This window comes from Haemophilus haemolyticus, assembly GCF_003352385.1.
GTDB lineage: Bacteria > Pseudomonadota > Gammaproteobacteria > Enterobacterales > Pasteurellaceae > Haemophilus > Haemophilus haemolyticus_I.
Map to the genome: position 1 here is coordinate 1,701,220 of NZ_CP031243.1, position 12,334 is coordinate 1,713,553.

At 38.6% G+C, this 12,334-nt stretch carries 11 protein-coding genes and 4 tRNA genes; 8 read left to right on the forward strand and 7 right to left on the reverse strand.

Features of this window, described 5'->3' with window-relative positions:
* Positions 1 to 6: 6 nt before the first annotated feature.
* From DV428_RS08225 to DV428_RS08235, 3 genes are read left to right on the forward strand one after another with little or no spacing between them, the layout of a single operon-like run.
* Positions 7 to 813: a phosphate/phosphite/phosphonate ABC transporter substrate-binding protein gene (locus DV428_RS08225; protein ID WP_114909369.1), complete on the forward strand. Its 807-nt coding sequence runs from the start codon at positions 7 to 9 to the stop codon at positions 811 to 813.
* 53 nt (positions 814 to 866) lie between these two features.
* The gene (locus tag DV428_RS08230; RefSeq protein ID WP_114909370.1) at positions 867 to 2,036 is read left to right on the forward strand and encodes a cobalamin-independent methionine synthase II family protein; all 1,170 of its coding nucleotides are present in this window, start codon (positions 867 to 869) and stop codon (positions 2,034 to 2,036) included.
* Entirely contained in the window at positions 2,029 to 2,493 is a 465-nt protein-coding gene (locus DV428_RS08235) for a peroxiredoxin (protein WP_114909371.1), read from the forward strand. The genes DV428_RS08230 and DV428_RS08235 overlap by 8 nt, the downstream gene beginning before the upstream one ends.
* Before the next feature lie 100 nt (positions 2,494 to 2,593).
* On the opposite strand, the gene trxA is transcribed toward DV428_RS08235, so the two are convergent.
* From trxA to DV428_RS08250, 3 genes are all read right to left on the reverse strand, one after another.
* Positions 2,594 to 2,917: a thioredoxin gene (gene trxA / locus DV428_RS08240; RefSeq protein ID WP_114909372.1), complete on the reverse strand. Its 324-nt coding sequence runs from the start codon at positions 2,915 to 2,917 to the stop codon at positions 2,594 to 2,596.
* A 119-nt stretch (positions 2,918 to 3,036) separates the two neighbouring features.
* A complete protein-coding gene (locus DV428_RS08245) occupies positions 3,037 to 4,032 on the reverse strand; it encodes a 2-hydroxyacid dehydrogenase (protein ID WP_114909373.1) in 996 nt (331 codons plus the stop codon).
* A gap of 12 nt (positions 4,033 to 4,044) precedes the next feature.
* Entirely contained in the window at positions 4,045 to 5,154 is a 1,110-nt protein-coding gene (locus DV428_RS08250) for a methionine biosynthesis PLP-dependent protein (protein ID WP_114909374.1), read from the reverse strand.
* Between the two features lie 245 nt (positions 5,155 to 5,399).
* Here DV428_RS08250 and DV428_RS08255 point away from each other — a divergent pair.
* From DV428_RS08255 to DV428_RS08270, 4 genes are all read left to right on the forward strand, one after another.
* A tRNA-Gly gene (locus DV428_RS08255) sits at positions 5,400 to 5,475 on the forward strand.
* 6 nt (positions 5,476 to 5,481) lie between these two features.
* Positions 5,482 to 5,555: transfer RNA gene (locus DV428_RS08260), tRNA-Cys, on the forward strand.
* Positions 5,556 to 5,582: 27 nt separating this feature from the next.
* Positions 5,583 to 5,669, forward strand: a tRNA-Leu gene (locus DV428_RS08265).
* Between the two features lie 50 nt (positions 5,670 to 5,719).
* A tRNA-Lys gene (locus tag DV428_RS08270) sits at positions 5,720 to 5,795 on the forward strand.
* A 118-nt stretch (positions 5,796 to 5,913) separates the two neighbouring features.
* Here DV428_RS08270 and DV428_RS08275 read toward each other — a convergent pair.
* Positions 5,914 to 6,444, reverse strand: a complete 531-nt coding sequence (locus DV428_RS08275) for an inorganic diphosphatase (RefSeq protein ID WP_105872822.1) — start codon at positions 6,442 to 6,444, stop codon at positions 5,914 to 5,916.
* Positions 6,445 to 6,677: 233 nt separating this feature from the next.
* Between DV428_RS08275 and DV428_RS08280 the strand changes: the two genes are divergently transcribed.
* Positions 6,678 to 7,994, forward strand: coding sequence for an NCS2 family permease (locus DV428_RS08280; protein WP_114909375.1), 1,317 nt, complete (start codon positions 6,678 to 6,680; stop codon positions 7,992 to 7,994).
* Positions 7,995 to 8,084: 90 nt separating this feature from the next.
* Here DV428_RS08280 and fbpC read toward each other — a convergent pair whose 3' ends face one another.
* From fbpC to DV428_RS08295, 3 genes are all read right to left on the reverse strand, one after another.
* Positions 8,085 to 9,134: a ferric ABC transporter ATP-binding protein gene (gene fbpC, locus DV428_RS08285; protein WP_114909376.1), complete on the reverse strand. Its 1,050-nt coding sequence runs from the start codon at positions 9,132 to 9,134 to the stop codon at positions 8,085 to 8,087.
* A 24-nt stretch (positions 9,135 to 9,158) separates the two neighbouring features.
* Positions 9,159 to 11,216 carry an ABC transporter permease gene (locus DV428_RS08290; RefSeq protein ID WP_162790803.1) on the reverse strand — a complete coding sequence of 686 codons (2,058 nt, stop codon included), beginning with the start codon at positions 11,214 to 11,216 and terminating at the stop codon, positions 9,159 to 9,161.
* A 63-nt stretch (positions 11,217 to 11,279) separates the two neighbouring features.
* Positions 11,280 to 12,314 (reverse strand): ABC transporter substrate-binding protein, encoded by a 1,035-nt coding sequence (locus DV428_RS08295; RefSeq protein WP_005627956.1) that lies wholly within the window; start codon positions 12,312 to 12,314, stop codon positions 11,280 to 11,282.
* Between the last annotated feature and the right edge of the window lie 20 nt (positions 12,315 to 12,334).

The window sequence follows — 12,334 nt, forward strand, 5'->3', positions numbered from 1 at the left end:
TGAAAAATGAGTGAGAAATTAAAAATTGGGGCGGTCATCTACGCCCCACAAGTGACAGTGATTTGGGGAATTATTGCAGACTTTTTCGAAAAAGAAGGCTTCCCTATTGAACCCGTGTATTTCAAAGACTACAAAGGGCAAGTTGATGCGTTACTCAATACTGAAATTGATGTAGCGTGGAACTCTCCCCTAGCTTGGTTAGACGGTTACTTGCGGAGTGGTGGAAAAACCTTAAATGGTGCCATGCGTGATACCGACCAAGATCGTCAAAGCTATTTAGTTGTTAATGATCCAACGATCCAATCCATTGAAGATTTAAAAAATAAAACTATTGCTTTTGGTGCAATTGATTCCCCACAAGCGCGGTTAATTCCAATCGAGTTTTTACATCAACATGGCCTGGAATTTGGTCAAGATTATGTAGAAAAACGCTTTGATGTGGGTGTTGGTTTACACGGCGATCATGTAGGCGGTGAATTAGATGCAGCAAATGCATTAAAAGATCGCCAAGTCGCGGCAACATGGATGTTAGATTTCAACTTTGAACGTTGGACAAAAGATGGCACACTCGATCCAGCAACAGTTCGAGTACTTGCAAAAACACCATCATTTGACCATTGTATTTTTAGTGGGCGCGTGGGATTAGATGAAACCAAATTCAATGCATTCACCGAAACCTTGTTCAAAATGGATTACAACAATCCAGAACATAAAGAAATGATGGATTTGGAAGGATTAAAACGTTGGGTTGCGGGCAGAACAAAAGGTTTTGCTCAATTACAAGCTGCCAATGAATATTTAAAATTCTTTTAAGATCAATATGTCATGATGGGCGTGTAATAAACGCCCATCATTGTGGATTTTCTATGAAACCTTTCACTACTTCCCTTTTAGGCTCAATGCCTCGTAGCCAAGTACTTTTGATGGCGCGTAAAAAGCACACACTAGGCAAAATAACCACAGCAGAGCTTGAGCAAATCGTTGTTCAAGAAACGAAACAAATTGTCGAACTTCAACAACGAACTGGCATTGATATCATCACTAGCGGTGAATTACTTCGCGACAATTACCTTTCATTTATTGCACAAAAAATTCAAGGCGCGACCTTAATGAGCATGAGTGAAATGCTCGATCACATTAAAGAAAAGCAAATTTTTGAGTCAATGCTAGAAACCTTGGATGTTCCCGCACTTTCCATAAAAAATGCTATTTGCGTGGGAAAAATCAGCTACAAACAATCTTTAGTAGCAGATGAAATGCTACTACTAAAAAATCTAATCAAGCAACCAATTAAAGCAACCTTGCCAGGGCCTTACTTAATGGCTCGCTCCATGTGGCTTTCGCCTGTGTCAGGGCAACATTATTCATCAAAAGAAGAAATGGCAAAAGATGTTGTTGCTATCTTAAAGCAAGAAATTGATCATTTGTGTGAGCTAGGCGTAAACGTAGTTCAATTTGATGAGCCTGTTTTGACAGAAGTTATTTTTAGCCATCATCAAACACGTTCATTTATGTGTGCGGCGTTAAGCGAAAAACAAGATTTTGCTGCGGAACTACAATTTGCAAAAAGTTTAATTACTCAAATCTTTGAGTATGCAAGAAATAAAAATATCAAAACCGCACTACATGTATGTCGTGGCAACTGGAGCAAAGATGAAAGTGTATTATTGCGCGGGCCTTATACATCATTAGTGGATTTATTTGAATCGGCATTACCTGATATTTTAATGCTCGAATTTTCTACGCCAAGAGCGGGAGAATTAAGTTCGTTATTAGAAAGTAAAATCTTAAGACAAAAATGTATTTTAGGCTTAGGCGTCATCAATCCTCGTTCTGATGAAGTGGAAAGCGTAGAGCAGATTGTTCAACGAGCAGAAAAAGCCTTAAATTACCTTCCACCAGAGCAAATTTGGCTAAATCCAGATTGTGGATTTGCCACTTTTTCTAACCGCCCTTTAAATGGTTTTGACATTATTGAAGCCAAACTTAAGGTATTAAATGAGGCAAAATCAATATTGAGAGAACGTTATGTATAACGTACCTGAAAGTGAATGTTTTACCGCTAAATATCGAGCCGTATTACGCGGAGAAGAAATTAAATTATTCACCCCGAATGACAGCATTTCGCTCTATTCACAAGTCAATTTTGATAACCAATCGTTACAAAAAAGTGCGGTAGATTATTTTGCTGTTTCTATTTTAGGTGGCATTTTGAGCAGTGTAAAAGCACATTTTGCTCAACAACGTGCCGATATTGTAGAAATGGAAGGAAAAATTTGGCTCAACCTCGACAATCCTTTAACCTTACTGGGCGTTCGCGGCTATAGTGAGCAACCTGTCATTAATGACGGAAAAATTAAAATTTTTATTTCATCAGATTTAACCGATGACATCTTCACACAACTCACGCAAAACTCATTAAGCTGTTGTTTTATTTACAACACGATAACCAAAGCCTTTCCTTTAAATATAGAATTTGAGCAAGTGCTTTGATTCTCATCAGGTCGTTCATCAAAATTTTAGACAAAAAAATTGCCCCATTAAGGGGCAATCTTATCAATGCTCTAAAGTTACTTATAGCTTTAAGCAACGATTAAATATGTTGGTTAATGAAGTTAGCCAATTGAGTTTTTGGTAATGCACCAACTTGAGTTGCAACAACTTGACCATTTTTAATCAATAATAATGTTGGGATACTACGAACACCAAATTGTGCTGGGGTTGCTTGATTGTCATCCACATTCATTTTCACGATTTTAACTTTACCTGCAAATTCAGGAGCAAGTTCATCTAACACTGGTGCAATCATTTTGCAAGGGCCACACCATGGTGCCCAAAAGTCTAATAAAACGGGGATATCTGAATTAACTACAACACCTTCAAAATCTGCGTCATTAATGTGTAATACTTCGCTCATTTTGTTTTCCTTATTTTGTGAATGGAATCCCTATATAAGGGCTTTTTTTAAACTTACAAGTGCGGTGCAGAATAACACCGTTTTAAAAAATGTAAACTAATCGTTTTAATTGCCAAAAGCTAAGACGGCAAAACAATATTTTCACACACTTTGCCCGATTTCAATTTATAAACATTTGATAAAGTCACATCCGCAATATTGGTTAGTGCCTCTTCGGTTAAAAATGCTTGATGGCCTGTCAGCAATACATTATGGCAAGAAGATAAACGGCGGAAAATATCATCTTGAATCACTTCGTTAGACTTATCTTCAAAGAACAAATCTCGCTCATTCTCATACACATCCATACCTAACGCCCCGATTTTGCGCTGTTTTAACGCATCAATTGCAGCTTGGGTATCAATCAAAGAGCCGCGACTCGTATTAACGATCATCACGCCATCTTTCATTTTTGCAAAAGCTTCGCGATTTAATAAATGATAGTTTTCTGGCGTTGCTGGGCAATGGAGCGTAATCACATGAGATTTAGCATAAAGCTCATCTAATTCAACGTATTGTCCACCAAGATCTTCCACCACTGGATTTTTGAAAGGATCGTATGCCAAAATATTCATGCCAAAACCTTTCAAAATTCGCATCACCGCAATCCCAATTTTACCCGTTCCGATTACGCCAACCGTGCGTCCGTGCATATTGAAACCAATTAATCCCTCAAGAGAGAAATTCGCTTCTCGGGTACGCTGATAAGCACGATGAATTCGACGGTTCAGCGTCATCATCAAACCAATGGTATGTTCTGCCACTGCTTCAGGCGAATAAGCGGGAACGCGTACAACTTGAATGCCCAATTCTTGAGCGGCTTTTAAATCAACATTATTGAAACCCGCACAGCGCAAAGCCACGATTTTCACACCAAGTGCGGCTAATTTTTCTAATACTTTTCGGCTACCATTATCATTCACGAAAATGCATACTACTTCGCAATGCTCTGCCAAACGTGCGGTGCTCTCGTTCAGCATAAAATCAAAAAATTCTAAATCGAAATTATATTTCGCGTTAATGAGTTCAATATATTTTCGGTCATAGCTTTTAGTGCTATAGATTGCAATTTTCATGGTTTGCTCCAATTATTTTAAGTTTGCAAAAGCCTGTAATAAGTCCGCTTTAATATCTTCTACATCTTCAATACCGACTGAAAAACGCAACAAGGTGTTAGTAATCCCACGAGCTACACGCTCGGATTCTGGAATATCCATATGAGTTTGAGTGGCAGGATAAGTAATAAAACTTTCTGTGCCGCCTAGACTTTCTGCAAAAGTAATCAATTTGATGGATTTTAAGAACGTATTAACCCAAGCTTCATCTTGCAAACGGAAAGACAACATCCCACCTTTATTTGGATAAAGCACCGATTCCACTTGTGGTTGATCTTTTAAAAATTCCGCAATAGCTTGTGCATTTTCTTGATGGCGTTTCATACGCAAAGAAAGGGTCTTCATACCGCGAATAGTCAGCCAAGAATCAAAAGGTGAAAGTACTGCACCCGCACCATTTTGAATATAAGCAATGCGATCACAAAGTTCTTGCCCTTTTGCAACAATCAGCCCTACAAGTGCATCATTATGACCAGCAATATATTTAGTTCCGCTGTGAATTACCACATCCGCACCTAAATCTAACGGACGAGAAAGCACAGGCGTTAAAAACGTATTATCCACGATCAACATCAAATTATATTTTTTCGCAAGTTTTGCAATTTCAACTACATCACATTCTTCCATTAAGGGATTTGATGGGGTTTCAATAAAAATCGCTTTCGTATTTGGGTTAATTGCCGCCTCAATTTCAGAAACAGATGCTGTATTAACATAAACAGGTTTTACACTATTGTTATTTTTATAAGAAAAATCTAATAATCGATAAGTACCACCATACACATCGCTAGAAACGATCCATTCATCTGGGGCAGTGAAAAGCGTCATCAAAACTTGAATGGCAGCCATACCAGAAGAAAAGGCAAAACCACGATCTCCATTCTCTAATTTAGCCATCGTTTCTTCTAATACTGTACGAGTTGGGTTTTTGGTACGTGTGTAATCAAATCCCGTACTTTCACCGATACCATAATGACCATAAGCCGTAGAAAGAAAAATTGGTGTAGAAACTGCGCCAGTACGCTCATCACTGCGATTACCTGCTTGAGCTAATAAAGTATCGATAGCATATTGTTGTGTCATAACATCCTCTAAAATAATGAAAAAATCAATCGCACTTTACGTGCTAAAAAACGTTTAGCATTTTGGCACAAAGGAAAAAGTGATAAAAGTAGAAATTAGAAAATTACATAAAATTCCATTTTTCCATCATTTTCTGTGATTTATTTGAACAAAATGAACTTTTTTTAAACGGTTAGATAATTTTTTTAAATCTGTAATTGACACTTATCTGAATTTCCGTAAAATGCGCACCACTAACAGCGAATGCGGGAATAGCTCAGTTGGTAGAGCACGACCTTGCCAAGGTCGGGGTCGCGAGTTCGAGCCTCGTTTCCCGCTCCAATTCGTGGCGTGTTAGCAAAGCGGTTATGCACTGGATTGCAAATCCATGTAGCTCGGTTCGACTCCGGGACACGCCTCCATAATACGCAAATGTTAGTTGTCTATATGCCCGAGTGGTGGAATCGGTAGACACAAGGGATTTAAAATCCCTCGCCTTTCGAGGCGTGCCAGTTCAAGTCTGGCTTCGGGCACCATTTAAACACCAATTCAAAGATTTTAAAATTTACTTTAAAATCATCTAATTGGGTCGTTAGCTCAGTCGGTAGAGCAGCGGACTTTTAATCCGTTGGTCGAAGGTTCGAATCCTTCACGACCCACCACTTAAAAATAAAGCAAGCACCGAGAGGTGTTTTTTTATTATCTAAATTTCTGAAACTCATATAAAAAATCCCCGGTTCAAAGAATCAGGGACTTTTACAATCAAACGTCTTTAATTAATTAACGATCATTCCAACGTTTAATAGACTCACGAATCACTTCTTTCGCTTCTTCTACATCGCCCCAATGAGTTACTTTCGTTGAGCCTGGTTTCTTAAGCGCTTTATAGTTATTGAAATGGAATTCAATTTGTTTAATTAAGTTTGCCGGTAAATCTGCTAATGAATTGTACGCATTGCCTGTATCACGATCATCTGCAGGAACACAAACGATTTTGTCATCAACTTCGCCATCATCAACAAATTTCATGACACCAATTACTTTAGCTTCAAGGAATACACCTGTTGCTAATGGTTGGCGAGTGATTAATAACACATCTAACTCATCGCCATCTTCATCTAAAGTTTGTGGAATGAAACCATAGTTAGTTGGTTTTGCAAAAATTGCTGGCTCAACACGATCTAACTGGAATGCCGCAACTTTACGGTTCCATTCGATTTTATGGCAGCTACCTTCTGGAATTTCATTTACTACATTGATAATGCCAGCATCTACATCGCCTGGCGTTAAAATTTGATTAAAATCAGCCATTTTGTTTCCTTCATTTTATCAAGTTAAAAAACGCGACAAGTATAGCAGTTTTTCTGCTGACTCGCAGTCTCATTTGTAGAGAAAATCAGCAAATAGATTATTTCATAACTATTCATAATTTTGACCGCACTTTATCCTAAACAAAACTCGCGCAAACGTTTACTTATCATTTTTATGATGTAAAATAGCGCACCTTATTTACTTCAATTTTTCACTCAACTTTAAGGAACACTATGCCAACTTTAGAAAAAACATTTGAGCTCAAACAACGTGGTTCAACTGTTCGTCAAGAAATTATCGCGGGTTTAACCACTTTCTTAGCAATGGTTTATTCTGTAATCGTGGTACCCAATATGCTAGGTGCTGCAGGTTTTCCTACGGAATCTGTTTTTATTGCCACCTGTTTAGTTGCAGGATTAGGCTCTATCTTAATCGGCTTATGGGCAAATGCACCAATGGCAATTGGTTGTGCCATTTCTCTTACTGCTTTTACAGCATTTAGCTTAGTGATTGGTCAAAAGGTCGCCATTCCCGTTGCGCTAGGCGCAGTATTCTTAATGGGGGTTGTGTTTACCTTAATTTCTGCCACTGGTATCCGTGCATGGATCTTGCGTAATTTACCATCCAGTATCGCTCACGGAGCGGGCATTGGTATCGGACTCTTTTTACTTTTAATTGCCGCAAATGGCGTTGGTTTAGTCGTCAGCAACCAAGCTGGCTTACCAGTAAAATTAGGCGATTTCACCTCATTCCCAGTCATGATGTCCTTAATTGGTTTGGCGCTCATTATCGGCCTTGAAAAAATGAAAATTAAAGGCGGTATTTTATGGGTAATTATCGCTATTACTATCGTAGGTTTAATTTTTGATCCAAATGTAAAATTTGGCGGAGAGATTTTCAAAATGCCAACCTTTGGTGAAAATTCTCTTTTCTTACAATTAGACTTTATGGGCGCACTACAACCCGCAATCTTACCTGTCGTATTTGCTTTGGTGATGACCGCCGTATTTGATGCAACGGGTACAATTCGCGCAGTTGCAGGTCAAGCAGACTTACTTGATAAGGATGGCCAAATTATCAATGGCGGTAAAGCTTTAACTTCAGACTCAATCAGTAGCTTATTCTCTGGCTTATTCGGTACAGCTCCAGCTGCCGTTTATATTGAGTCAGCAGCAGGGACAGCAGCAGGCGGTAAAACAGGCATTACTGCTATCGTTGTTGGTGTGTTATTCCTATTAATGCTTTTCTTCCAACCATTAGCTTTCTTAGTGCCAGGATACGCAACTGCCCCAGCATTAATGTATGTTGGTTTATTAATGTTAAGCAATGTAAGCAAATTAGATTTCGATGATTTCGTTGGCGCGATGAGCGGATTAATCTGCGCAGTATTTATCGTACTTACCGCTAACATCGTAACAGGTATTATGTTAGGTTTTGCGGCATTAGTGATTGGAAGAATCGTGAGCGGCGATATTAAACGCTTAAATGTAGGTACTGTGATTATTGCAATCGTACTCGTTGCATTCTATGCAGGCGGCTGGGCAATTTAATAACAGAAATAAAAAAGGGGAAAATCCATCCCCTTAATTGTAATCACAAAAGTGCGGTGAAATTTCACCGCACTTTTTTTATACGCTGTACTACTCTTTCTTCAATAAGAAAATACCGTGATCAGATAAATTGACATAAGCTTGTTTTAAATCGGCATTAAAATCTTCTGGTTTACAATTCACCAATAAATCTTTTCCTGCCCAATTTGCGACCACTTCCCAATGATTGCCCATATAAACCGCACTTTTAATCTCGCAACGTTGTGCATCACTGCCCTCTGCAGCAAGATAAATTGCTTCTGGGCGAATACCCACTAAACATTCACCATCGGGTAAATTAAACTGTGCAGCGTCTTTTAAAGGTACATGATAGCCATTAATATCCACCATGCCATTTTCTAATTTTCCATCGAAAATACTGGATTCGCCCATAAAGTTTGCCAAGAACAAAGAATTTGGTCGTAAATAAAGCTCTTTCGCTGGCGCTTTTTGCATAATTTTACCTTTATGCATAACGATAACTTCATCAGATACAGCGAATGCCTCTGTTTGGTCGTGAGTCACATAAAGCGAAGTAATGCCTAAACGTTGTTGCAATTCACGGATTTTTTCACGCATTGAACGACGTAAGTTTGCATCCAAATTACTTAATGGTTCATCAAACAATAGAACTTTTGGCTTTAATACTAAAGCACGAGCCAATGCGACACGTTGTTGTTGCCCACCAGAAATTTGATCCACAAAACGCTCTTCAAAGCCCGCTAAATCCACTAATTCTAAAGCCTCTTTTACACGTTGAGCACGTTCTTCTTTGCCAATGCCTTGCATTTTTAAGCCGTAGCCCACGTTATCGCCAATGCTCATATGCGGGAAAAGCGCGTAAGATTGGAAGACAATACAAATATCTCGATTCTGAATAGAGGATTTTGTTACATCTTCGCCATCAATAAAAATTTGACCTGATGTTGGATTTTCTAATCCTGCCACTAAACGCAATACGGTGGTTTTGCCGCAACCTGACGGCCCTAACAATGTTACCATCGTGCCACGTTTGATCGTTAAATCTAAATTATCAATGACGACCGCTTTACCAAATGCTTTGGTGATATTTTTTAATACTAAGAAATCATTATTACTCATAATATTTACCTACAACTTAACGAGTTAATTCATTTTTTTCGCTTTAGAACGAGAGATACGTGTATCACCTACAATCCAGTCGAAGAATAAAATAATTGCCATCATGACAACAATTAGGATTGAACCGTATGCAATAGCAACACCGTATTCACCATCTTCAACACGATTTAGGATATAAGCTGTTGCAACTCGAGTATCTGCAGTCACTAAGAATATAATTGCACTTACCGTCGTCATTGCACGAACGAAACTAGTCACTAAAGCAGAAAGCAACGCAGGTTTTAATAATGGTAATACGATAAAGCACAATGTTTTCCACGAACTCCCTTTTAAAGAAAGCGATGCTTCATCAAGAGATTTATCAAGCTGTCCTAACCCAGCAATCGCTGCTCGCATACCAATTGGTAAGTCACGCATAACCATTGAAATAATCACGATAATGCCAGTACCCGTAATATAAAGCGGTGCATTGTTGAAGGCTAAAATGTAAGATACCCCCGCCACGGTACCCGGCACGGCAAAACAAAGCATAGTTAAGAACTCAAGGGATTTTTTACCTTGGAAATCTTTACGCACCACAATGTACGCAATCAATAATCCAAAGAATGCGGTTAATGGTGCGGCAATACCTGCATAGATTAAGGTATTGATTAGTGACGGCCACGCTCCATCGCTCAGTCCTTGTCCGAATAACATGGCATAGTTTTTCAAGGTTAAAGTGTAATCTACGCCCCAGTTTACAGTGAAGCTTCCGTAGAAAATACTTCCGTAAAGCGCCATGTTAAAGATTACCCAGAATCCAAGCATGCCGATGATGGTATATTTCAAACCAGTTGGAAGATCTTGCACATCACCACGATAAGATTTACCTGAAACGGTGACATAAGAGCGGTTACCAATCCAAATGTATTGAATGATAAAAATCGCCAACGAGAAAATTAACAACATAGAACCTAAAGTACTAGCTGAAGCATAATCAAGTTGTGAACCCGCAATATAGAAATAAATTTGTGTCGCAATTACATCAAAACTTCCACCCAGCACTAACGGATTACTAAAGTCCGCCAATGATTGAATAAACACAATTAAGAAAGAATTTGCTAATGCTGGACGCAGTAACGGAAAAATAATCTGATAGAACGTTTGATAACGATTAGCGCGCAACGTATAAGAGGCTTCTTCAATAGACGGGTGTACCGATTTCAATGCTCCATCTAGAATCATAAAAGAAATCGGAGCAAATGCGAGAATTTGAGCAATCGCAATCCCATTAAAACCATACAGCCAGTTATGATTGGTGAAACCAAAATTCGTACTTAAAAATTCGGTTACATAACCAGAACGGCCAAGCATTAAAGTTACCCCTAATCCCACAACAAATGGTGGTGTAACAATTGGCAAAATAGAGAAAATTTTTCCGATAAATGCCGTTCTACGAGCGATACGCGTAGTATAAAGCGCAAAGGCTAAACCAAATACAGTAGAAACGATGCCCACAAAGCCCGATAAGAAAAGAGAATTCGTAATCACGCGAACAATATAGCTCTGCGTTAAAATACGCATCACTTGTTGTGGTGCAAAGGTATCGCCGTCATAAAACATTGAAACAAAAATCGCCAATGTTGGATAAACGATAAAAAAGAAAATCAACAAAATAATGCAAAGTAAAGAAGCGATAATAAACTTATCCCCTTGCATTACTTTAAGTTTGGCCAATGAAAGTGTCGCCAATGCGGTATATCCCACAAGTAACACAATCACAGAATAGCCCATACTGATTTTGTACACCGTCGCACTGATAAACATAAACAGTACAGAAAGTGCGGTCAAAAATAGCTCTGTTTTTGCTTGGGTTTGCTGTGGCAATCTAAATAACGGCAAAGCACCATACACAATAACAGGCAGGAACCAAGCCCAAGTTAAATTGAAAGAAGCCCAGCCCATTGCCTCTAAATATTCATCTGAAGTACTTTCAAACAAACCGTAATCAAGTGCATTGGAAGGCAGAAGTGCAAACGCCAACAAGGATAAAATAATCCAAAAATAAGCAGAATGCATTATGGAAAGTTTTTTTGCGTTCATACAACCTCGCATAAGGTAAAAAAACGAAGCGATATGCGACATATCACTTCGTTAGTGACATCATTATTTGGCTAATTTTACTTCATCAACCCATTTTGTGATTAAGCGTTTACGTAAATCAGTCGCACCGTATTTATCAAAATCATAGTTAATTAAATTAATAGATTTAAAATCTAACGCATAAGGCGATTGTTGCGCAGTGGTGTTCGTTAAAATGGAATACGCCTCACCTTTTTGCCAAGTTAATTCTTGTGCCTCTTTGGATAACGCCCAATCAACAAAAAGTTTCGCATTATCTAAATTACGAGCACCTTTAATGACACTCACACCGCCAATTTCATAGCCAGTACCTTCACAAGGTACAACTAATTCGACTGGCGCGCCTTTCGCTTTTTCTAAAGAATATTCATGTAAGAAACCAATGCCAATTGCCGTTTCTCCACGCGCTGTATTACGTGTTGCCGTATTACCAGATTTGGTATATTGCGATACGTTTTTATTCAACTCTTTTAAGAATTTAAACGCCTCGTCTTCTCCCCAAAGTTGCATATAAGTGGCTAGCTGAGTGTAACCCGTACCAGAACTTTGTGGATCTGCGGCTTGAATTTCATTTTTGTAAATTGGGTTAGCTAAATCCTTCCAGCATTTTGGAATAGGTAAATTCAATTTTTTCAACCGTTCTGGATTTACCCCAAAACCTAACACGCCTAAATAAATTGCTGAAGAATAATTCCCTTTCATTTTGGCTGGATCACGGAATTTTTCTACTATCTGAGGAAGATTGGATGATTTATAAGGCTCCAGTAAGCCCATTTCCCCTGCTTGAGAATGAGGATCCATCGTCCCACCATACCAAACATCACCTTGCGGATTATCTTTTTCAGCATCAATTTTCGCTAAAATGGTTCCCGTGCCACCACGAATAAAACTTGTTTTAACATCAAATTTTTTCTCAAATGCCATCGCTTCTTGCTCGCACATCGTATTTTGTGCACTGCAATAAATGACTAGACGTCCTTTTGCAAAAGATGGATTACTTAACACTAATCCACTTAACATCACACCCGACAGGGTTACTGCGATTTTTGATAGTTTCATCTGATTATAACTCCCTTATA

Excerpts from the sequence above, each read along its gene's own strand:
- DV428_RS08235 (WP_114909371.1), top strand. The coding sequence starts at position 2,029 with ATGTATAACGTACCTGAAAGTGAATGTTTTACCGCTAAATATCGAGCC.
- DV428_RS08290 (WP_162790803.1), bottom strand. The coding sequence starts at position 11,216 with ATGAACGCAAAAAAACTTTCCATAATGCATTCTGCTTATTTTTGGATT.
- DV428_RS08245 (WP_114909373.1), bottom strand. The coding sequence starts at position 4,032 with ATGAAAATTGCAATCTATAGCACTAAAAGCTATGACCGAAAATATATT.
- trxA (WP_114909372.1), bottom strand. The coding sequence starts at position 2,917 with ATGAGCGAAGTATTACACATTAATGACGCAGATTTTGAAGGTGTTGTA.
- DV428_RS08275 (WP_105872822.1), bottom strand. The coding sequence starts at position 6,444 with ATGGCTGATTTTAATCAAATTTTAACGCCAGGCGATGTAGATGCTGGC.
- DV428_RS08295 (WP_005627956.1), bottom strand. The coding sequence starts at position 12,314 with ATGAAACTATCAAAAATCGCAGTAACCCTGTCGGGTGTGATGTTAAGT.
- DV428_RS08225 (WP_114909369.1), top strand. The coding sequence starts at position 7 with ATGAGTGAGAAATTAAAAATTGGGGCGGTCATCTACGCCCCACAAGTG.
- fbpC (WP_114909376.1), bottom strand. The coding sequence starts at position 9,134 with ATGAGTAATAATGATTTCTTAGTATTAAAAAATATCACCAAAGCATTT.
- DV428_RS08280 (WP_114909375.1), top strand. The coding sequence starts at position 6,678 with ATGCCAACTTTAGAAAAAACATTTGAGCTCAAACAACGTGGTTCAACT.
- DV428_RS08250 (WP_114909374.1), bottom strand. The coding sequence starts at position 5,154 with ATGACACAACAATATGCTATCGATACTTTATTAGCTCAAGCAGGTAAT.
- DV428_RS08230 (WP_114909370.1), top strand. The coding sequence starts at position 867 with ATGAAACCTTTCACTACTTCCCTTTTAGGCTCAATGCCTCGTAGCCAA.